At 29.6% G+C, this 21,136-nt stretch carries 20 protein-coding genes and 1 tRNA gene; 16 read left to right on the forward strand and 5 right to left on the reverse strand.

The genetic code is table 11. The features are described 5' to 3' along the window. The first annotated feature begins 12 nt into the window (after window positions 1–12). The 3 genes from BUA86_RS05380 to BUA86_RS05390 all read left to right on the forward strand — a co-directional run bounded on the left by BUA86_RS05380 (window position 13) and on the right by BUA86_RS05390 (window position 3,687). Window positions 13–1,521: a carbon-nitrogen hydrolase family protein gene (locus tag BUA86_RS05380; protein WP_072930590.1), complete on the forward strand. Its 1,509-nt coding sequence runs from the start codon at window positions 13–15 to the stop codon at window positions 1,519–1,521. Window positions 1,522–1,753: 232 nt separating this feature from the next. Next, window positions 1,754–3,163: a hypothetical protein gene (locus BUA86_RS05385; RefSeq protein WP_143147248.1), complete on the forward strand. Its 1,410-nt coding sequence runs from the start codon at window positions 1,754–1,756 to the stop codon at window positions 3,161–3,163. An 11-nt stretch (window positions 3,164–3,174) separates the two neighbouring features. Next, on the forward strand, window positions 3,175–3,687 hold the full coding sequence (locus BUA86_RS05390) for a hypothetical protein (RefSeq protein WP_072930592.1): 513 nt from the start codon (window positions 3,175–3,177) through the stop codon (window positions 3,685–3,687). An 82-nt stretch (window positions 3,688–3,769) separates the two neighbouring features. Here BUA86_RS05390 and BUA86_RS05395 read toward each other — a convergent pair whose 3' ends face one another. Further along, complete coding sequence (locus BUA86_RS05395; protein ID WP_072930593.1) at window positions 3,770–4,969, reverse strand: MFS transporter; 1,200 nt, start codon at window positions 4,967–4,969, stop codon at window positions 3,770–3,772. An 83-nt stretch (window positions 4,970–5,052) separates the two neighbouring features. Continuing rightward, window positions 5,053–5,979 (reverse strand): helix-turn-helix domain-containing protein, encoded by a 927-nt coding sequence (locus BUA86_RS05400; protein WP_072930594.1) that lies wholly within the window; start codon window positions 5,977–5,979, stop codon window positions 5,053–5,055. A 196-nt stretch (window positions 5,980–6,175) separates the two neighbouring features. Between BUA86_RS05400 and BUA86_RS05405 the strand changes: the two genes are divergently transcribed. The 9 genes from BUA86_RS05405 (at window position 6,176) to lysA (ending at window position 15,121) form a co-directional block, all read left to right on the forward strand. Continuing rightward, window positions 6,176–6,478 carry a hypothetical protein gene (locus tag BUA86_RS05405; RefSeq protein WP_143147249.1) on the forward strand — a complete coding sequence of 101 codons (303 nt, stop codon included), beginning with the start codon at window positions 6,176–6,178 and terminating at the stop codon, window positions 6,476–6,478. 173 nt (window positions 6,479–6,651) lie between these two features. Further along, on the forward strand, window positions 6,652–7,593 hold the full coding sequence (locus tag BUA86_RS05410; protein WP_072930600.1) for a hypothetical protein: 942 nt from the start codon (window positions 6,652–6,654) through the stop codon (window positions 7,591–7,593). Window positions 7,594–7,597: 4 nt separating this feature from the next. After that, window positions 7,598–9,574 carry a TonB-dependent receptor plug domain-containing protein gene (locus tag BUA86_RS05415; protein ID WP_072930601.1) on the forward strand — a complete coding sequence of 659 codons (1,977 nt, stop codon included), beginning with the start codon at window positions 7,598–7,600 and terminating at the stop codon, window positions 9,572–9,574. Between the two features lie 18 nt (window positions 9,575–9,592). Further along, a complete protein-coding gene (locus tag BUA86_RS05420) occupies window positions 9,593–10,453 on the forward strand; it encodes an MbnP family protein (RefSeq protein WP_072930604.1) in 861 nt (286 codons plus the stop codon). Between the two features lie 148 nt (window positions 10,454–10,601). Further along, window positions 10,602–11,618, forward strand: a complete 1,017-nt coding sequence (locus BUA86_RS05425) for a cytochrome-c peroxidase (RefSeq protein WP_072930605.1) — start codon at window positions 10,602–10,604, stop codon at window positions 11,616–11,618. Window positions 11,619–11,759: 141 nt separating this feature from the next. Further along, a complete protein-coding gene (locus tag BUA86_RS05430) occupies window positions 11,760–12,398 on the forward strand; it encodes a DUF2975 domain-containing protein (RefSeq protein ID WP_072930606.1) in 639 nt (212 codons plus the stop codon). A 3-nt stretch (window positions 12,399–12,401) separates the two neighbouring features. Further along, the gene (locus BUA86_RS05435; protein WP_072930607.1) at window positions 12,402–12,614 is read left to right on the forward strand and encodes a helix-turn-helix domain-containing protein; all 213 of its coding nucleotides are present in this window, start codon (window positions 12,402–12,404) and stop codon (window positions 12,612–12,614) included. A gap of 36 nt (window positions 12,615–12,650) precedes the next feature. Continuing rightward, window positions 12,651–13,745 carry an MBL fold metallo-hydrolase gene (locus tag BUA86_RS05440; RefSeq protein ID WP_221405188.1) on the forward strand — a complete coding sequence of 365 codons (1,095 nt, stop codon included), beginning with the start codon at window positions 12,651–12,653 and terminating at the stop codon, window positions 13,743–13,745. Between the two features lie 164 nt (window positions 13,746–13,909). Then, the gene (gene lysA, locus BUA86_RS05445; protein WP_072930609.1) at window positions 13,910–15,121 is read left to right on the forward strand and encodes a diaminopimelate decarboxylase; all 1,212 of its coding nucleotides are present in this window, start codon (window positions 13,910–13,912) and stop codon (window positions 15,119–15,121) included. Window positions 15,122–15,487: 366 nt separating this feature from the next. Here lysA and BUA86_RS05450 read toward each other — a convergent pair whose 3' ends face one another. From BUA86_RS05450 to BUA86_RS05460, 3 genes are all read right to left on the reverse strand, one after another. Continuing rightward, window positions 15,488–15,808: a hypothetical protein gene (locus BUA86_RS05450; RefSeq protein WP_072930610.1), complete on the reverse strand. Its 321-nt coding sequence runs from the start codon at window positions 15,806–15,808 to the stop codon at window positions 15,488–15,490. A gap of 89 nt (window positions 15,809–15,897) precedes the next feature. Next, window positions 15,898–17,058 carry an MFS transporter gene (locus tag BUA86_RS05455; RefSeq protein ID WP_072930611.1) on the reverse strand — a complete coding sequence of 387 codons (1,161 nt, stop codon included), beginning with the start codon at window positions 17,056–17,058 and terminating at the stop codon, window positions 15,898–15,900. 56 nt (window positions 17,059–17,114) lie between these two features. After that, the gene (locus BUA86_RS05460) at window positions 17,115–17,540 is read right to left on the reverse strand and encodes a GNAT family N-acetyltransferase (RefSeq protein ID WP_072930612.1); all 426 of its coding nucleotides are present in this window, start codon (window positions 17,538–17,540) and stop codon (window positions 17,115–17,117) included. Between the two features lie 167 nt (window positions 17,541–17,707). On the opposite strand from BUA86_RS05460, the gene BUA86_RS05465 reads away from it, so the two are divergent. The 4 genes from BUA86_RS05465 to BUA86_RS05475 all read left to right on the forward strand — a co-directional run bounded on the left by BUA86_RS05465 (window position 17,708) and on the right by BUA86_RS05475 (window position 21,135). Beyond that, window positions 17,708–17,792, forward strand: a tRNA-Ser gene (locus tag BUA86_RS05465). A 317-nt stretch (window positions 17,793–18,109) separates the two neighbouring features. Beyond that, on the forward strand, window positions 18,110–19,120 hold the full coding sequence (locus BUA86_RS05470) for a DNA-methyltransferase (RefSeq protein WP_072930614.1): 1,011 nt from the start codon (window positions 18,110–18,112) through the stop codon (window positions 19,118–19,120). Next, window positions 19,117–19,407 carry a hypothetical protein gene (locus BUA86_RS16210; RefSeq protein ID WP_221405189.1) on the forward strand — a complete coding sequence of 97 codons (291 nt, stop codon included), beginning with the start codon at window positions 19,117–19,119 and terminating at the stop codon, window positions 19,405–19,407. Before BUA86_RS05470 ends, BUA86_RS16210 begins: the two co-directional genes overlap by 4 nt. A gap of 375 nt (window positions 19,408–19,782) precedes the next feature. Continuing rightward, the gene (locus tag BUA86_RS05475; RefSeq protein WP_342351375.1) at window positions 19,783–21,135 is read left to right on the forward strand and encodes an ATP-binding protein; all 1,353 of its coding nucleotides are present in this window, start codon (window positions 19,783–19,785) and stop codon (window positions 21,133–21,135) included. Window position 21,136: the final 1 nt, after the last annotated feature.

Genomic DNA, 21,136 nt, shown 5'->3' on the forward strand with positions numbered 1-21,136 from the left:
AATATATAAAACATGAATATTCAGGTCAGAAATTTAACACTTGAAGATTATAGCGATTTAACACAATCTACGAAAGAAGCTTATGATAATCTTTTAGGGACGTGGTCTGTTGATGAAATAAAAGAACTTTTAACAATTTTCCCAAAAGGACAATTCTGTATAGAAGTTGATGGTAAAGTTGTTGCCTCAGCACTTAGTATAATTGTAAATTCTAAGAAAACAAATTTAGCTGCTAATTATGATACAATTACATCTAACGGAAAGTTTCTTAAACACGATTTAGATGGAGACGTAATGTATGGTATAGAAGTATTTGTACATCCTAATTACCGTCAATTACGTTTAGGAAGACGTTTGTATGATGTTCGAAAAGAACTATGCGAGGAAATGAATTTAAAATCTATTGTAGCTGGTGGTCGAATTCCGAATTATCATAATTACTCAAACGAATTATCTCCTCGTCAATATATAGAAAAAGTAAAAAGTAAAGAGATTTACGATGGTACTTTAGCTTTTCAATTATCAAATGATTTCAATGTCAAGAAAATTTTAAAAAATTATTTAAAAGATGATAAAGAGTCGTTAGAATATGCAACTTTATTGGAATGGAATAATATTTATTACGAGCCAGATTTAACTTCTAATTCACCTACCAAGCGTACAACTAGATTAGGATTAGTACAATGGCAGATGAGGTTGTTTAATGGATTACAAGATTTTTATGATCAAGTAGAATTTTTCGTAAGTGCAGTAAGTGATTATGGTTCTGACTTTGTATTGTTCCCAGAATTCTTTAATAGTCCATTAATGCGTCCTTACAATCATTTAAAAGAGATTGAAGCAATGCATCAATTGGCAACAATGACAGACGATATTGTTGCAAAAATTCAGGAATTTGCAATTACATATAATGTGAATATTATTTCCGGTTCTATGCCACATTTAAAAGAAGGAAAGTTGTATAACACTTCTTTCTTATGTCACCGTTCGGGAAAATTAGATTCTTACAGTAAAGTTCATATTACACCAAATGAGTTTAAATATTACGCATTAAATGGTGGAGACGAGATAAAAATTTTTGAAACTGATAGTGGAAAAGTTGGTCTTTGTATTTGTTATGATGTCGAATTCCCTGAATTAAGTAGAATATTAGCCGACCAAGGAATGGATATTTTATTTGTTCCATTTATGACTGATACTCAAAATGGTTATACGCGTGTCCGTAGCTGCGCTCAAGCAAGAGCAATAGAAAACGAATGTTATGTTGCAATTGCTGGTTCTGTTGGTAATTTACCCCATGTAAATAATATGGATATCCAGTATTCGCAATCTGCTGTTTTTACACCTTCAGACTTCTCTTTTCCTAATAATGGAGTTAAAGCAGAAGCAACACCAAATTCTGAAATGGTATTAATCGCAGATGTCGATTTATATTTATTACGAGAATTACATGAATATGGAACCGTAAAAACAATGAAGGATAGACGTAGAGATCTCTATCAAGTAAAATTAATTAAATAATAGTTTTCAAATCCCTTTAATAAAAATTAAAGGGATTTTTATTTTAGTAATAAATATCATAAATAAATTCTACTTCATTATTTATTAATAAATGTTTATTTACCAGATAAATAAACGATTAAAAACGATTAACAAATAATAACTTATTGATTTACAACATTTTTTAACTATTCTTATAAAGGTATGTTACGAGAATAACGAATATTTTTAACAAACCTAATTAATATATAATATGAAAAAAAATCTACTATTTTTTTGTTTATTTATGATGATTGAATTAGCGTACAGTCAATCTACAAACAAAATTATTTTTTCTGATGATTTCGGAAAATCCACAAAACGAATTGGTTCCCAGTATATACCTCAATCCGGGAAAGATAGATCTTTAGGAACATTTGATAGTCATGGTTCTAGTTTTTATCAATTAGCAGATAAATATTTCCAAGTTGCCCCAAATCCTCAACGAACAGATCGAAAAAGAGCAAATCAGGATGTTTGGAATATCGATAATGGTTATTATGCTGTAATAGCGCCTAAATCTATTTATAATTTTAATGATCCTATACCGGATATGCATATAGATTGGAGAGGTGATTTCTGGAGAAGTATAGTTAATCATACAGATTCTTCTGATGACGGAGCTGTTTTAGTTGTAAACGGTGGAACAATACTAAACCAATATTATAGAAGAGCGATTTTAGTTGAATCTGGAAAATCATACAAAATATCTGCATGGTTTTATGGTTCCAATAATAATAATGTAGGTGTTAACTTTGAAGTACAAGACATCGTTACAGAAGAAATTTTAGGTTCTTCTAATAAAGACTTAGGAATTCTACCTCATGAATATTGGACAAATAGTGAAACAAATTTAAAAGAGCAAAATAAATGGGAAAAAATGTCTTGGACTTTTAAAGTACCTCAACATGATACCTCACACACAATTGCTGTAGCATTACGTAATAACATCATTGCAAATCAAGGAAATGATTTCTATGTAGATGATATTACGTTAGAAGAAGTTTCTTCGGGAGGAAATACAATTGATTCTCCTTCTAATTCTGATGTTGATAATGTAATAAAAGCAAATGATGATTATATTTCTCCAACCAAAGAAACAGCTTCTTATGACATTATTATGAATGATTCTTATAATAACGAAACGGGAAATATTGTTTTATCGGGTTCACATAAAAATTCTACCATTTCTACTACAGGAACATGGCCAACAGGAATAACACTTGATACAGCAACAGGACAAATAACAATAAAAAATGATGCAGTAATACCGTCAGATCCGTTAACTTATCAATTATGTAATACATTAGGTGTATGTTCTGCAGCAAAGATATTTTTAACATCAACTTCTAGTTGCACACAAGATCCTAAAACAGGGACTCCTACAGGCTATACACTTATTGGTATTTCAACATTATCTAAAACAGAGAATTTTCCTTTAAATATTCCTAATGGAATTCTTGCTTTACAGTCTACAAACAAAGGATTTGTAATTTCTCGTACAAGTTCTGATAAAATTCTTACTCCAATAGAAGGTATGCTTATTTATGATACCACAAAACAATGTGTTAAACTCTACAATGGATCTTCTTGGAATTGTATCAAAAAATCGTGTAATAATTAAATTATAAAAAAATGAAACTATCTATTACCATCTTATTATTTACAATATTTTTTACCAATAAAATAAATGCACAACTTATTATTGGTACCGATATCAATAATATAACTTCAACAACCTCATCTCTTATCCAGTTTCAAGATAATAGTTCGAAAGGAATTATTTTACCTGCCAATACAAAAACTCCTACCTCTCCTACTAATGGTACATTTTTATATGATCAAACAGACCAAAAAGTTAAAATGTACGAAAACAATAGCTGGGTAAATTTAAGTGACACTGGAGATAATTCTAGTCTTGTAAAAAATGTTTCTAATGACAATGGAGATGGAATTATTTTGGGAGCAAATAATTCTTCTGCAAAAGGTGTTCTAGTCTTAGAATCATCCGACAAAGCGCTTGTTTTACCAAGAGTAAACGATCCTGTTACAACCGTTATTTCTCCTTATCCAGGAATGATATGCTACGACACAACATCTAAAACAATTGCCATTTTTGATGGTAAAAAATGGAATTTTTGGAAATAATTAAAAAAAGGGACTTTTAAATTAAAGTCCCTTTTTTATATATTTTTAATGAATAAAGTTGTTTAAAATAAGCCTCACAACTTTAAACAGTTTTCTTATCGCTTACTTTTAATAATACTGAGATAATTAAAAGAAGAAAAACAGAGAAGATTAAATATCTCCAAGATAGTCCATTCTGAGAATCAATTTTACCAGTAACAGAAACAATAAAACTTGTAAAAGAAGTTATTACATAGGTCATTCCTCCCATTAAACCTCCTGCAATTCCCGCATTTTTAGGAAATTTCATCATGTTTGCTGTAAAAAACGAAGTAAATAATATACCCAAGCATATATGTATAAAGAAAGCAAAAGCCATTAATACAAAAAGGTTTTGAACAAAGAATCCTATCAATATTAATAAGACAATTAATATTAATTGAATAACAACTGGTAATCCTATACTTTCTTTAAAATCTAAATGCATTCTTTTTTTACCAACAAATCCACCTATCATCCAAGAAAAACCTAAAATCAATGTACAATATCCAATGACAACAGAATTAAATTTAAAAATATTTTCAATTAAAAATGGACCTGTAATATTAAACAACATCACGATAGAATAAGCAATTGCTTGTATCATAATTCCTAAAACAAAAACTTTATTCTGAAGCATCATTTTATAAATTTCTACGGTATTCTTTAAGTTCAATTTCGTTTTTGATGCTATTGTTTCGAATCCAAAACCTATTTCAAGTGCTAATAAAATAAAAGCATAAATAGCTAAGAAATAAAAATTAGCGTGCCAATTGAATAACTTCTCTAAAAATCCACCTAAAAATGGTGCTATAATAGGTCCACAAGACCAAGCTATTGTAAAATAACCTAAATAATGTTTTGCTTTTTCTGGTGTATGTATATCAACAAAAAGTGCTCGAGTCGAAATTACAATTATCGAAACTGCAATTCCTTGTATTATTCGAAGTAAACAAATAAAAAGAATATTATCTGTAAAAGCTATCGCTAAGCTCGAAATTAAAACAATTACAAGAGAAATTAACTTTGGATAATATCTTCCTATAGCGTCTAAAAAACTTCCTATAAACAACTGCGAAATCCCGTAACTTAATAAAAAACATGTTAATGTTAATTGAATACTAGATTCAGGAACCATTAATGTTTTTGCCATGGCGGGAAATGATGGTAAATAAATATCTGTAACGAAACCAGATATTGGAATAGATAAAAATCCAATAATACTGATTATATTTTTTCTTTTTTCTGAAATATTGCTTGACATAAATCACACTAATTATTACTTGACAAATGTATGGTGCTTCAAAAAATAAAAAATTAAACAAGACAAATAAAAAATTACAAAAATCAAATAACGACTTTTCGTACTTGTTTAAATTTTAAAGGGGAAATTGATGTATGTTTTTTGAAAAAATTATTAAAGTGTGTAGGTTCATCAAAACCTAGAGTATAACCCACCTGTGCTATATCCCAATCCGTATAAAGCAATAGACTTTTGGCTTCCTCTACTATTTTTTGTTTAATAATTTGAGTTGTTGTTTGATTTGTAACAGACTTTACAGATAAATTTAAATGATTAACATGCACATTTAGTTGATGAGCATAATTAGAAGGTGATTTCATGCTTAAAGGATGAGCAGGAGAATCAACAGGAAATTGATTATTTAGTAGTTCATCAAATCGTTTGTATAGTCGGATATTTGAGGGTAAATCATTTACTCGAATTTCCGTTGCTTCTAACTCTAAAATATAATGTAATAAAGCTGCTAGATGATTTCTGATACTATGAAAACGCAATGAGTATTTTGATTGATTTAAACGATACATTTGCTCAAAATAAGAAAGCGCAATAGGTATTTGTTCTTCATTTAATTCGATTAAAGGATAAGTCCATTCTTTAAAAAGAGATGTTTTTTTGAATACTTCAAATTCTTTATTTTCAGCAAAAAACTGTTGATTAAATAAACAAAAAAAACCTTCTTGTAAACTTGTTTTGCATTCCCATGTATACGATATATGAGGGGAAGGTATAAATAACATTGGTTTTGAAACATGTATTTCCTTGTCTCCGTATCTCAGAATACCTTCTCCTATAAAAAGACTGATTTTATAGTAATCACGTCTTGTGTATGGACTCCTAAAACTGCAATATTTACGTAATGAAATATTAAAATGTTCTTTATCCTGTTCAAAACTATTCGAATTCATCAATTCAGCTTGTTCTGAACTTATTTTGCTATAATAATCTGCAATAGTTTCTAATTCTTGACTCATCTTCTATTTCTTACAAAATTCAAATATACAAATATATAGCAAAAGCTATGTTTACTCATTTTTAATTAGGGTTAATGATATTCTTCATTAAGAAATATCAATAATCTTAATAACTTCGCAGAAAATTTTAACGTTGTTTAAATCCTACTTTTTCATCATCACCGTAGTGCTTATTACATGCAGACCGCTTCTGCCTGTGATAGATTATTTGGTGAATTACGAAAAAATAGTTGCTGAACTTTGTGTAAATAGAGATCGACCAGAATTAAATTGTAACGGTGTTTGTTATTTACACAATGAAGTTTCTAAAACTGTAGAAAATGAACAAAAAGAAAAAATACCAACTTCAGTAAAATCAATAGACTTTTTTGTTTATCAATCTACATTACAAATAAAAGAGCCTTTATTAGAACATTCTACAAAAATAAAATATCAATTAAAAAAAGAGGATTTACCTCAATTTCAATTGTCAGAATTACTACACCCTCCTATTGTATAATTAATTTCTTTTCATACAATTTATTATCATTTTTTACTGATAAAGAACTTGTATTACATTATTTAAACTAGAAATTAATCTTAATTTTCTATGGTCTCAACTTACAATAAAATCATTGTAAGCACTAGAATTACATCTATACATTCCATCGGAAATTAAAAAATAAACATCACATGAAGTTTATAAAAAAAAGCTGCGCATTAAAACTATTTAATGTACTGACTCTATTATTTCTTTTCATGATTTCGTCTTGCACGCTAGATATGACAGATTATGAAGCAGAAAGAAATGACACTGTAGAAGAAGTTATAGAATTTCGTGAAGCAATTGTCATTAATCAAGACAGTTATAAAATAAGTATTGAGGCTTTAAACGGAAAATTTCACAAAGGTTACAACGAGATTAGATTAAAATTATCAAAAAATAATCTTTCGATTTCAGACGGAAAAGTTACTTTTCTTCCTATCATAACAAATGAAAAAGGTGAACATTCTTCTTGTCCGCATTTGTATAATTTAAATTACAACGTAACAGCGAATTATTATACAGGTTATGTTGTTTTTACAGAGGAGAGCAACATAAGCAATTGGAAATTATATCTTAATTTTTCTCAAGACAATAAAGTTTATAAAATTGAGCAATCTATTGAGGTTTTAAAACAACCGAACATGAATCTCAATATGACATCATTTACAGGAAAAGATGGTGAGCAATATATTATTGCATTGGTTGCGCCTCAAAACCCAAAGGTTGCAGAAAACAATTTAGTAGCTGGAATTTACAAATACAATAAAGTTGAAAAATCAGAAACTACTTTTCCAGATCCTACACAATTTTCATATAGCGAAGTTTCAAACTTTACGTTGGCTATAGATCCAAGAATGCCAGAACCATCTATGGGAAATCATTCTTCGCCTAACAACAAAGATTTGATTCAAGAAAATGACGGTTTATATCACGGTGTGGTTAATTACACAATGACGGGAAATTGGACATTAAATTTTATTCTATACAATCAGAATGGTTTAATTATAAAAGGAACAAAAGTTTCAACAGATTTTACACCAGGTATAGAAGGTCAGAAAAGTGAATTGCATATCAATACTTTATTCTAAAGAGATGAGAAAAATTATTGTACCAATTCTCTTTTTGGGAATACTCGCTCAAGCACAAAGTAATGAGGAGTCAAAAGACAGCATTCATTTTCTTGAAGAAGTAAAATTAAGTAGACAGAAAAAACTAGAAACAGACCTTAAAATGAATATTTCTGTTGATGAATATCTTTCGTCATCAGAGAATATTAGTTTTATAAAAAGAGGTGCTTACGCATGGGAACCATTACTAAACAATATGAGTACAGAACGCTCTATGGTAACCATTGACGGAATGCATATTTTCGGTGCTTGTACCGATAAAATGGATCCTGTTACTTCTTATGTTGAAAGCAATAATCTTTCTGCGATTGATATAAAATCTGGACAAGCAGGAAATTTACATGGTTCTACAATTGCTGGAAGTATCGATTTAAAACGTAAAAACACGCCTTTCGGATTATCAAAAAAATGGAACGGAGCGTACCAAACTGGATTTGAATTTAATAATAAACAAGTCTCTAATTTGGGTAATTTTTCTTATTCTGGAGATAAACTGGTTGTTGACGGAAGTATAGCTTATCGTGAGGCTGAAAATTATAAAGATGGAAATAATAAAGAAGTTAATCATTCACAATACAAGAAATTTAATAGTTCTTTAGGCGTAGCTTATAAAACAAGCGATTTATCTTCTCTTAGATTTGATGCTATTTTTGATGTTGCAAAAGATGTTGGTTTTCCTGCATTACCAATGGATTTATGGTTATCGAGAGCATTAATAACATCTGTATCTTACAAACAATTATTTGAAAAAGGAATAATAAAAGCATGGGATACAAAAGTATATTTTAATGCAATTGAGCATTATATGGACGACACAAAACGTCCAGAAAATTTAGTACACATGGATATGCCTGGTTGGAGTACAACGTATGGTTTATTATCTAAAATAAATTTAAAAAAGGAGCATTATTCATCCGAAATACAATTGAATGCTTATCAGAATTTATCCATTGCAGAAATGCGAATGTATCCACAAGATAGAAGTAAAAGAACAATGTTTGCTTACAGCTGGCCTTGGGTTACCACTTCTTTTGCTGGATTGTCTATGAATAATTCTTGGGAGATTTCAGATAGAAGTCAATTAAATGTTGGAGGTTCTCTTGGCATCAATCATAATCGTTCAAAATATGTGGAATTTAACTGGATTTTTCATCCTGGAGCTCCACAAGAAAAAACAAGAGTTTTACCAAGTTTACATGCTTCTTATTCGTTAGATATTAATCAGTTTAATTTTTCTATTGGTGGTGGTTATGGACATCGTGCACCATCTGTTTCAGAAGGTTATGGTTATTATATCTACAATAGTTTTGATAGATATGATTATATCGGAAATCCAAATCTTAAAAATGAGATTTCTTACGAAATAAATGCAAGTACTGGTTTTAAAAATGACCGATTAAATGTACAAGCTAAAGTGAATTATTTCTACATAGAAAATTACATTATCGGAAGAATTTTAAGCATGGGAAGCCCTATGAATTATCAGTCCGTTGGTGTAAAAGGTTATACATCTTTAGACTATGCAACTTTATTCAATTTTTCTCTAAATGCAGATTATATGTTAATGCACAATTTGCATTGGAATGGTACATTAACCTACGCGAGAGGATTGGATAATAAGAACGGGAATTTACCATTTATACGACCATTAAGTTATTTAACAGGTTTACATTATCAGCATAAAAATTTTGGTATCATGACTTCTTTAAACGGAGATTTTGAACAACAAAATTTTAGTCCAGAATATGGAGAAGATAAAACCTCTTCTTATACCATTTGGAATACCTCTGTAGATTATGCTTTCTCATTCAACAAAACAAAATTAAAACTACAAATTGGTGCAGAAAATATTCTAAACGAATATTATAGCACCTACGCAGATTGGGGAAATATTCCTCGTATGGGACGTAATATTTTTACATCTATTCAAATCAATTTCTAATCATTCAATTATCAAACAATGAAAAAAATCAAAAACTATAGTTTATTATTCGCTTTATTATTCATCGTATTTTCTTGTCAAAATGAAGACGATAGCGCTGTTGCAAATCAAGTAACATTAGAATTTCAGAATACTTTTAAAAACAATACAATTGTTTTGGGAGATGCTACTTCTACAACATCAACTACTAATACTTCGGCAGAAGGACAAGTTCATCATTTTTCCGAATTGAAATATGTAATTAGCAACATTCGATTAATTAAAACAGATGGAGCAGAAATTCCTTATAATATTAATGATTTAGATAAAGGTGCAACGGTTATCGATCAATCAAAACCTTCTACATTAAATTATGTTCTACATACTATTCCTGCTGGAGAATATAAAAGAATAAAATTTGGTTTAGGAATTAAAGCAGATTTAAATAAGTTAGATCAAGTTCGTTTTCCTCAGTTTTATGCTGCTGCTGGAGCAAATGATACTAAAATGCATTGGGAATGGGGAACTGGTTATCGTTTTACAAAAATTGAAGGTTTTTATGAAAGTGATAATAAACAACTTTCTATTCATACAGGAAGTACGGTTGAAGGAACAAACGGAGATACTTCTACTTACACACAAGGTGTAGATGCTTATAGAGAAATCACATTAGATTTAGTTACAAACGCTAAAGTTGGCGGAAGCGCTCCAAAAATAATTATTAAAGCTGATTTTGATAAATTGTTAAGCGGTAGAACGAATACCATAAAATTAGGAACTGCAAATGCAACACCAAGTATTCATACTGCTGCTAATATGGTACAATTTGTAGACAATTTAGGGGGAAATGGAACAAGTGATTTAAGTGGTATTTTTTCAATTTTTAAAGTAGAAAATTAATTATTCTAGCTATTTGTCATGTTGAGTTTGTCGAAACATTTTTATAGAACTGTCAATTATTCTTAGACAGGCTCAGAATGACACTTGGTCTTAATAAAAAAACGTACAAAGCGAAATACACAACAAGTTTATTTAAACGAAATTATTTATGAGAAAAATTTGTTTAATATTCTTTTCATTTCTCCTATTCAGTTCTTGTTCAGATACGATTGATGAAGGATATATGATTGATAATCCAGAAATTGAATTAGCTATTCCAAGTTATTTTCCTGAATTAAATTCATCTTTTAATCTTAATAAACCAACAAAATTTGGTGTAGAATTAGGTGAAAAATTTTTCAATGATAAACGATTTAGTGTCAACAATTCTATTTCTTGTTCCAGCTGTCATCAGCAAAAAAATGCTTTTGCAGACAATGAAAAACAAGCTATAGGAGTTTACAACAGAATTGGATTACGAAATACACCTCCTATTCAGAATCTTGCATTTTTAAAATTTTATAATTGGGACGGAAGTAAATTAAGGTTAGAAAATCAACCATTGGTTCCTATTATTACACACGAAGAAATGAATTCTTCTATTGTTGAGATTATTGCAAAAATTGAAAATGATAGTGAATATAAAAGCTTATTGAAAAAGGTTTTTGGTGATGAAAAGTTAACCGCAGAAAGAATTTATAAAAGCATTGCACAATATGAATATTCTCTAATCTCTGCCAAAAGCAAATATGATAAAGTAAAAATTAGTCAAGCTAGTTTTACAACAAATGAACAAAAGGGGTTGCAGATTTTTCAGAAAAAATGTAGCAGTTGCCATAACGGCGAATTATTCACCGATGAAAGTTTTAGAAATATTGGTTTTCCTATTAATCTAGATTCTAACGAGGCAGGACGAGCAAGAGTTACTGGAGAAATGAAAGATTACATGAGCTTTCGTGTCCCTTCTCTAAGAAATGTAGAATACACTGCTCCTTATGGTAGTTTTGGACAATTTCCTAATTTAAAAGCTGTATTAGATTATTTAGACAATGGTGTTATCGATTCTGATAATCTCGATCCTATTTTAAAAAATAATGGAAATAGAATTCCATTAACGGAACAAGAAAAAAATAGATTATTAGATTACATGAAAACCATAAGCGATCCGACTTTCGTAGGTAAATAAACTGCTTTTGAAGATTTATTGTAAAATAAGCCTACATTCTTTATTAACTGTTTTGTAATTAATTTTTATTGTAAAACAATAAAAATATTTTGTTTTTCAAAAAATAAATTTACCTTTGACACCGAAATTTATTTTTATAAAATGGAAACAAAATCTAAACTTTATTTAAGGATTATAGGTGGGTTAATTATTCTCGTGTCTATTTTATCTTTCTTTTTTAGTCCTAGTTACGAACATTTCAAACAAGGATTTAAACAAGGATTATATGATGGTCAAAATGGTGTTTGTTCTACCAACGAAGTTGTAACAGTTAAAAGTAACTCTGATATTTCTTTCCAAGAAAGTTCATTAAAAAAAGTCAACTTAACAGCTGCAGTTGACACTGTAGATGTTACATTAAAAGGAGAAACAATCTATTATAAAACTCCATTTTATGCTCATCTTTTTATGTTTCTTATTATATGTGTCTACAGTTTAATGTTGATTACATTTATTTACTTTTTAGGAAGCTTAACCAAAGGAAAGATATTTGAAAAATCTACTTACAAATCATTAAACATATTAGGTTTTTCTGCTGTTATTATCCCTTTCTTAGAATACATACATGGTTGTATCACCTTTAATGCTAAAGCTGCAGTATTACAAACCGTACAATTAACTATGGTAAATTCTAACACATTCAACTTCTGTGCTTTGTTAGGTGGATTACTTGTTATTGCTTTTGCTATCGCTTTCCGATTAGGTATAAAAATAAAAGAAGAAAACGATTTAACAGTTTAAATTATGGCTATAATTATCAATTTAGATGTCATGATGGCAAAAAGAAAAATGTCTCTTAATGAGTTAAGTGACAAGGTGGGTATCACCCTCTCTAATCTCTCTATTCTAAAAAATGGGAAAGCAAAGGCTATACGGTTCGAAACGTTAAATGCAATTTGTAATGCCTTAGAATGTAAGCCTGGAGATATTATAGATTATACAGAAGACGAAAATTAAATGAAAAAAATACAATACAAAAAAATCTTTAAAAGAATGTTATACATTATAATTACACTACTTGCTTTAATTGCTGTCGCAACTTATTTTGTGATGCAAATGGACACTTTTGGAGCCGAACCAACAGGCGCTCGATTAGAAAGAATGAAAAAATCGAAACATTACAAAGATGGTGTTTTTCAAAATCTACATCATACACCTTCACTTGCAGAAGGTTATAGTATGAATAAAGTGATGTACGATTTTATTTTTGGTAAAAAAGATCCGAATCTTAATCCAAAAGATTCTATTCCTCATTTACAAACAGATATTTTATCAATTCCAAAAACAGAAAATGTCTTTATTTGGTTAGGTCACTCATCTTATTACATTCAGTTAGATGGTGTAAATTTCCTTATAGATCCAGTTTTTAGCGATTATGGTTCTCCTTTACCTATTTTTAATAAATCATTTAAAGGAGCAAATACATACCATGTAAAAGATTTCCCTAAAATTGATTATTTGGTTATTTCTCACGATCATTACGATCACTTAGATTATAAAACTGTAAAAGAATTACAACCAAAAGTAGATAAAGTAATTATTCCGCTTGGTGTTGGTGCGCATTTTGAGAAATGGAACTATCAACCTACACAACTTATAGAAGAAGAATGGAACACAACTGTTGATTTAAAAAATAATTTAAAAATTACTTATACACCAGCACGTCATTTCTCTGGTCGAAAATTTAAAAGAAACGGAACATTGTGGACATCTTATGTTTTACAAACGCCAAATCAAAAAATATTCTTAGGTGGTGACAGTGGATATGATACACACTTTAAAGAAATTGGAGAGCAATATGGTCCGTTTGATTTTGCTATTTTAGAAAATGGTCAATACAATGAAGCTTGGAGATACATTCATGCTCTTCCAGAAGATTTACCAGTAATTATAAATGAATTAAAAGCAAAACATGTTATTCCAGTTCATTCGGGAAAATTTGCTTTAGCTAAACACGCTTGGGACGAACCATTGAAAAAGATTGTTGAGAGTGGAAAAGCAAATCATGTAGATATTTTAACACCTATGATTGGTGAAACATTAAATTTAAACGATTCTGTTTTCAGTTTCAAAGAATGGTGGAAGTAATAAAAGCAAAGTTTCCGAACAATATTCAAAATATTTTTAGTTTAGCAAAATATAATTCGAAACGATTGATTTTTAGCAAGTTTATTCTGAATTTTCGTCGGAAAACCATTTGTATTCCGTAATTTTGCCAACTCAATTTAACTTTAAACAAAAAATAAAACAAAATGGAACTGAATAGAGAACGTCTATTGGAATTGGTGCAAAAATATGAGGCACCATTATATGTATACGATGCGAATAAAATAAAAGCGCAATACGAAAAGATGACAAATGCATTTTCTACAGTCAAACGTTTAAAGTTAAATTATGCATGTAAGGCAAACACAAACCTTAATATCTTAAAGTATTTTAAATCTCTTGGTTCAGGATTAGATACTGTTTCTTTACAAGAAGTAGAATTAGGTTTAATGGCTGGTTTTAAACCAAAAGAAATTATTTATACGCCAAATGGAGTTTCATACTCAGAAATTAAAAAAGTAATCGAATTAGGTGTTCGTATCAACATTGATAATTTATCTGTTTTAGAAACTTTTGGACAAGATTTTCCAAAATACCCTGTTTGTGTTCGTATAAATCCACATATTATGGCTGGAGGAAATGCAAATATTTCTGTTGGTCATATCGATTCTAAATTCGGAATTTCTATTCATCAATTACCACACATAAAACGTGTTGTTGAGAATACAGGTTTACATTTAGATGGTGTACACATGCACACAGGATCTGATATTTTAGATATTGATGTTTTCTTACAAGGAGCAGAAATCTTATTTGAAGTTGCTGCAGAATTTAAAGATTTATCTTACATTGATTTTGGTTCTGGTTTTAAAGTACCTTATTATCCTGGTGCTGCAGAAACTGATATAGAATATTTAGGAGAACGTTTATCTGCTCGTTTTAATGAGTTTGAAAAAGCATATGGTAAACCATTAACTTTAATGTTTGAGCCAGGAAAATATATGGTTTCAGAGGCTGGAACTTTCTTAGCATCTGTAAATGTTGTAAAACAAACAACTTCTACTGTTTTTGCTGGAATTGACACTGGTTTCAACCATTTAATTCGTCCAATGTTTTATAGCGCGCACCACGAAATAGAAAATATTTCTAATCCAGAAGGAAGAAGTCGTTACTATACAATTGTTGGATATATTTGTGAAACAGATACTTTCGGAACAAATAGAAAAATTAATGAAATTAGCGAAGGAGATATTTTATGTTTCCATAATGCTGGTGCATATTGTTTTTCTATGGCTTCTAATTACAATTCTCGTTTAAGACCTGCTGAGGTTTTATTAATTGATGATAAAGATTATTTAATTCGTCGCCGAGAAACTCTACAAGATTTAATCTTAACAACAGAAGATGTAAAATTCTAAATAATAAAAACCCGCGATTTAACAATCGCGGGTTTATTTTTTTAAAACGCTATTTAATATTAAACTGGCTTAAACTTTCAACTATTTTAATTATTTAGCTAATTTTCTTTTTAAACGGGTTAAAAAAATGGTATTTAAATGTTTGACGTTAATAAAATTGAAAAAGCGTAGGAAATAAATGATTTAATGAACGAATGTGAATTTTTAAATCATTTCCGAAGCGTTGATAATTTTTAGTCAAAGATTTACGACCTTGATTTTTTTGTTTCGTTTTTGTATCAAGACAAAAATGAAAATATATAAAAGTTATACACCATATTGTATATAATAACTTGAAATAAATTATAAAAGCAAAAAAGCTCAATCTTATGGATTGAGCTTTTTCTTATTTAAAATATTCGTCATTACGTCTCCTATTAAATTGTAGAAAGTACTTTGATTTTCGTCCCATTTATAACCATATTCTTCTCTTCTTTGATTTCTGTCAATTGCTATTCCTAACAATTTCATTTCTTCCTTAAAAGAATCGAATAAATTATCTAGTTTATCAATAGATAAATCTGGTTGTTGTTTACTATTAAAGTACCCATTTGTTTGATTGAAACTAATCAATAATTGATTGCTTTTATCAAAATTTTCTTGTGCGAAAGCAAAAAATGGAAATAAAAATAGTACAATATATCTCATCTTATCAGTTAATTACAACCTAAATATACAATAAATTTGTTTGAGATTCTAAATTGGAACTTATATTTTATTAACGTAAAAGAATAATGTTATTTAAACACTTTCATTCTTCCTACCATTACAATCATAATTAATCCAAAACATGCAAATACGGCATAAGAATAACGTAGATCAAAAAGTTCGGCTATATAACCAATTAAAGGTGGGCCCATTAAAAATCCTAAAAACGAAACACTAGAAACGGTTGCTAAAGCAACACCAGCATTTACTTTTGTACTTTTTCCTGCTACACTGTAAACCGTTGGTACATTACATGCAACACCTAATCCCACCATCATAAATGCAATAACACAGATAAAAAAGTTTGGAAAAAATACAGAGATTAATAAACCAGATGACATTAATAAACCGCTCACTTGCATAATACGTTGTTTACCATATTTACTAATAAAGTAATCACCTATAAAACGTCCTGTAGCCATCATCACCATAAACGAAGCATAACCCACAACAACTAAATTTTCTGGTGCTTTTACAATATCCTGAAAATATACACCACTCCAATCGAACATCGCTCCTTCTGTTGCCATACTTAAAAAACCGATAACTCCTAACTGAATTAATGTTGATTCTGGTTTAGAGAAAAGGGATTTTTTCTCTGTTTGTTTTACAGAAACTGAGCTTAGTATATATTGATTATTGATGAACCAGTTTAATACGATTAAACCATAAATAATTAAAAAATGATAGAATGTATTGATGTTTAAATTCATCATTAATAAACCAATTAAAGCACCTGTAAAACCTGCAATACTCCAAGCTCCATGAAATGATGACATAATAGATTTCCCATACACTTTCTCCACCTCTACTCCTTGTGTATTAACAGAAATATTACACATATTTCCTATTACGCCAAAAAAGAAGAGTGCTGCCGCTAATTGGTAAAAGTTTTGAGCCAAACCTATGCAACAAAGAATCGCTGGATAAATTAATACCACAATTCGCAATACTTTTCTACTTCCGTATTTCGCAACTAACCTTCCAGATAATGCCATTGTACAAAGTTGTCCTATTGGCATTAAAAGTAATAAAGTTCCTAATTGTCCTTCGGAAATTCCTAAACTTTGTTTAATTGTTGGTATTCTACTTGCCCAAGATGAGAAAGCTAAACCTTGAGAAAAATAAAACAAGGAAACAGCTAATCTTATTCTGTTTTTTTGTTGAGAAGTATATTCTATTGTGTCCATTTATCCGTTTACAAATATTTGCAAATGTATGATAGAAATCTATCTCCAAAAAACTTCTAACGACTTAAATGTAAAATTGGATATTCTTTTCCTTCCATATCTTTTTCAGAGCGATTAATCACCTTAAAACCAAGGTATAAATAAAAATCTACTGCTTGTTTATTTTGCTCGTTTACATCTACTTTGGATACTTCTAAATTCTCTATCGTGTAGTTTAATAATTCTTTTCCAATGCCTTTCCCTCTGTAATCGTTGTGAATAAAAAGCATTTCTAAATTATGTTCTGCCACTCCAGCAAAACCAACCAAAATATCATCTGTTGTATAATACCCAACCAAATTTACATATTGAAAATAAGTAGGTACATTTTCTTTATAAAACTCGAAATCTTCATTTTTAAGAAAATCGTGTGTATTCTCTACTGCGCTTATCCAAATTTCGAGTAATCGAGGATAATCTTCTTCATTTATTTTTCTAATCATACCGCTATAATCCTAACATTTAAAATTAATCTGTAAAATTCTTAAAAAATAGTTTACTGATTATCATCTTCTTAAAAATTATTTTAAAAATAATTCTTTTCAGAGTTTGGAAAAACAAAAAAGCATTCTATATTTGCACTCGCAATACCGATATAAGCGGTGTTACAGGAGAGTTGGCAGAGTGGTCGAATGCGGCAGTCTTGAAAACTGTTGAGGGTCACACCTCCGGGGGTTCGAATCCCTCACTCTCCGCTAAGAAAACCCAATAGAGCAATCTATTGGGTTTTTTGTTTTTTCTGAAGTTGTTGAAATCATATTCTTCTTATTTTTTTCTTCTAAAAAAACTTATAAAAGTAACCTCTTATTTATTTTTACAATTATGGTTTTCCGTAATGTTATAATTTTTAGTAAGATTAAATTTGCTTGAATTATAATTTATTATGAGTGATAATTAATATCTTAACTTTGTTTAAAATATATTATAAACTACGTTAATTTTGATTATTCTAAAAGTTAGAAGGAGTAGCATGAATTTAATTTAAAAAAAACTTTAAGTAATATAATTATAAATGAAATTAACTTTAAATAAAATTGTAGATTCTAAGGTATATAAATCTAAAAAAGGAATGTTAATACAGGGTAATTCTATAGAGTTACTACAAAACAATAAAGAATTATCAAAACTAAAAGGAAAAGTAAATTTAATAATTACTTCACCACCATTTCCTTTGAATAATAAAAAGCAATATGGCAATGAAAAAGGAGAAGAATATAAAGATTGGTTTATAAAATTAGCTCCGATATTTTCTGACCTTTTAGCAGATGATGGTTCGCTAGTTATAGAAATAGGGAATGCGTGGGAACCAGAAAGACCAGTTCAATCTCTATTACATTTAGAATGTCTTTTAGGAATGGTTAAACATCCTGAAGCAAATCTAAGGTTAATTCAAGAATTTATCTGTTATAACCCTTCAAAACTCCCTTCGCCAGCTCAATGGGTAACTGTCAATAGATTAAGAACAGTAGATAGTTATACACATGTTTGGTGGATTTCTAAAAATGATTTCCCAAAAGCTGATAACAGTAAAGTATTAAGACCTTACAGTAAAAGTATGGAGAAGTTACTAAAACGACAATCATATAATTCGGGAAAACGACCATCAGAACATCAAATTAGTGAAAAAGGATTTCTCAAAGATAACGGAGGAAGTATCGCTCATAACTTTTTTGAGATGGAAGCTATAGATGAAAAACGAGATGTAAGATTACCTCATAGTGTATTAAGTTTCTCTAATACTAATTCCAATGATTATTTTCTGAAAACTTGTAGGGAGAAAGGAATTACACCGCACCCAGCTCGTATGTCTGGTGGGTTGGTAAATTTCTTTATTCAGTTTTTAACAGATGAGGGAGATTTGGTACTAGACCCGTTTTCAGGAAGCAATACAACTGGATATTGTACTGAAAAACTAAACCGAAAATGGGTATCCTTTGAAGTTAAGGAAGATTATATAGAACAGGCTCGTGTTCGCTTCAGTGATCCATTACTAAAATCACCTCTCAAAAAAATTAAAGTATGAAAACAACAGATAGAATAAAACAACTTGCATCAGTAGACCCTTTAAAACAAGGAAAACAGCAAGAACTTTTTGTAGGACATCCTTTTTCACTTGATTATAATAAAGCTAATATTCTTGTATGTGATGATGATAAGGAAAGAGTAAAAGGAATAGCTCAAGGAACTTTTTTACTTGCATTTTATGATAATGAAGAAACTGTTGAAGAAGCTATTCTTCTAAGAGCCTTGGCACCAGCTAAATTACCCACAGACAGTGCTATGATTAGTTCTATGATAGAATACTATTAAGACAACCTACCTACTTCAGGAAAAAGCTCTAAACTGGATGATTTCACACGTTATGAGTTTAGTTTTTCAGGACTAGAATGTCGTGTATTAGGAACATTTTATAGAAATGGAACGAACGTTGAATTTGGTGCAGATTTAGAAAATTTTTATTCTGCTCATCATTATAGTGTTTATAAAGTCAATAAAGATATTTTAGGGTATATTGTCAACCAGAGAGATTCTCCAGACATTATTCCTGGTAATGATAATGAGTTTTCTATTGGACATGTACGGTATAGTTCAAGTCTCAGATTTCAAAGCAAAAATGAAGAAGATAAGGCAGAAGTTTATATTCACCCAGCTGATCTCCTTGGTAAAAGGACAGCTCTTTTCGGAATGACCAGAACGGGTAAGTCTAACACTGTTAAAAAGGTTATTGAAGCTACATCTCAAATATCGAGTAAAGCTATCGCCACCTTGCCTTCTAAATCTCCTGATACTATTGAAGAAAATCTAAAATCATTTGATACTAATGGGGCTCCTAAATATACTGTAGGGCAGTTAATTTTCGATGTAAATGGAGAGTATGCAAATAAAAATTTACAAGATGAGGGGACAGCAATATTTGAAAAATATAAACCAAATACTATTAGGTACAGTATTTTAGAAAAAAGTGACCCAGACTTTAAAATAATGAAAGTAAATTTTTATAAGGATATAGTAACTGGGTTTAGCTATATATGTGCTTCTTTAGAAGAAGAGAAAGGAGACTACATTACAAGTCTAAAAGTATTAGATTTTACCCCTCCACCTTTGGACAAAGAACATTTTGATGAATGGACTAGATATAATAAAAATAAGGCTATTTATTTCTGTTGTTTAAATAAAGCAGGTTTTAAGCCTTCTACAAATTTTAAAGTAAAGTTTAAAGCAGATGCATCAATCAAAACATTAGTATCTGAAAAATACAAAGAGTTAGAAATAGAGAAAGGTATTCCTTTAGACGAAGCTGAAAATTGGTTTTTATGTGCTTGGGAAAACATAAACGATAAAATCTTTACTGAATATAAAAGAAAAAATGGTAAAGATTGGTTTTCAGATGAAATGAAATCTCTTATGGTATTTCTAACCCAAAAGAAAGACGGTCGTTCAGTTAGTGGATTTGACAAATTTAAAAAGGTTGCGAAAATGCATACTAATACAACTGATAATTCTTTTGAAGTTGATATATCTAAGCACTTAAGGAAGGGAGGTATCGTAATTATTGATTTATCTCAAGGAGATCCTAAACTTCAAGAAGTATTTCTTGAACGAATATCAAAAAAGATATTTTCAGATTCAATGTCTAGATTTACAGATAGTCTCCCGAATAATTTTATTCAATTCTACTTTGAAGAAGCTCATAATTTATTTCCTAAAAAGGATGATAAAGATTTAAGTCAGATATATAATAGAATTGCCAAAGAAGGAGCAAAACTAAATCTGGGAATGATTTACGCTACGCAGGAAGTGAGTTCAATAAGTTCCAATATTTTAAAGAACACCCAAAATTGGTTCATTGCTCATTTGAATAATGAAGATGAAATAAAGGAACTAAGAAAATATTATGACTTCGACGATTTTGCCGATGCATTAATTCGTTTTAGTGCAAAGAACGATAAAGGTTTTGTGAGAATGAAGACCTATTCTAATCCTTTCATTGTACCAGTACAGATTGACAAATTTTCAGTAGAAACTTCTACAAAATAAG

Origin of the sequence: Chishuiella changwenlii, from assembly GCF_900142565.1 — a bacterium.
GTDB lineage: Bacteria > Bacteroidota > Bacteroidia > Flavobacteriales > Weeksellaceae > Empedobacter > Empedobacter changwenlii.

Bases quoted from the DNA above. Each gene is read 5' to 3' on its own strand.
- BUA86_RS05435 (WP_072930607.1), top strand. From the start codon at position 12,402: ATGGCTATAATTATCAATTTAGATGTCATGATGGCAAAAAGAAAAATG.
- BUA86_RS05430 (WP_072930606.1), top strand. From the start codon at position 11,760: ATGGAAACAAAATCTAAACTTTATTTAAGGATTATAGGTGGGTTAATT.
- BUA86_RS05395 (WP_072930593.1), bottom strand. From the start codon at position 4,969: ATGTCAAGCAATATTTCAGAAAAAAGAAAAAATATAATCAGTATTATT.
- BUA86_RS05460 (WP_072930612.1), bottom strand. From the start codon at position 17,540: ATGATTAGAAAAATAAATGAAGAAGATTATCCTCGATTACTCGAAATT.
- BUA86_RS05380 (WP_072930590.1), top strand. From the start codon at position 13: ATGAATATTCAGGTCAGAAATTTAACACTTGAAGATTATAGCGATTTA.
- BUA86_RS05470 (WP_072930614.1), top strand. From the start codon at position 18,110: ATGAAATTAACTTTAAATAAAATTGTAGATTCTAAGGTATATAAATCT.
- BUA86_RS05450 (WP_072930610.1), bottom strand. From the start codon at position 15,808: ATGAGATATATTGTACTATTTTTATTTCCATTTTTTGCTTTCGCACAA.
- BUA86_RS05410 (WP_072930600.1), top strand. From the start codon at position 6,652: ATGAAGTTTATAAAAAAAAGCTGCGCATTAAAACTATTTAATGTACTG.
- BUA86_RS16210 (WP_221405189.1), top strand. From the start codon at position 19,117: ATGAAAACAACAGATAGAATAAAACAACTTGCATCAGTAGACCCTTTA.
- BUA86_RS05385 (WP_143147248.1), top strand. From the start codon at position 1,754: ATGAAAAAAAATCTACTATTTTTTTGTTTATTTATGATGATTGAATTA.
- BUA86_RS05390 (WP_072930592.1), top strand. From the start codon at position 3,175: ATGAAACTATCTATTACCATCTTATTATTTACAATATTTTTTACCAAT.
- BUA86_RS05440 (WP_221405188.1), top strand. From the start codon at position 12,651: ATGTTATACATTATAATTACACTACTTGCTTTAATTGCTGTCGCAACT.
- BUA86_RS05415 (WP_072930601.1), top strand. From the start codon at position 7,598: ATGAGAAAAATTATTGTACCAATTCTCTTTTTGGGAATACTCGCTCAA.
- BUA86_RS05475 (WP_342351375.1), top strand. From the start codon at position 19,783: ATGACCAGAACGGGTAAGTCTAACACTGTTAAAAAGGTTATTGAAGCT.
- BUA86_RS05400 (WP_072930594.1), bottom strand. From the start codon at position 5,979: ATGAGTCAAGAATTAGAAACTATTGCAGATTATTATAGCAAAATAAGT.
- BUA86_RS05425 (WP_072930605.1), top strand. From the start codon at position 10,602: ATGAGAAAAATTTGTTTAATATTCTTTTCATTTCTCCTATTCAGTTCT.
- BUA86_RS05420 (WP_072930604.1), top strand. From the start codon at position 9,593: ATGAAAAAAATCAAAAACTATAGTTTATTATTCGCTTTATTATTCATC.
- BUA86_RS05455 (WP_072930611.1), bottom strand. From the start codon at position 17,058: ATGGACACAATAGAATATACTTCTCAACAAAAAAACAGAATAAGATTA.
- lysA (WP_072930609.1), top strand. From the start codon at position 13,910: ATGGAACTGAATAGAGAACGTCTATTGGAATTGGTGCAAAAATATGAG.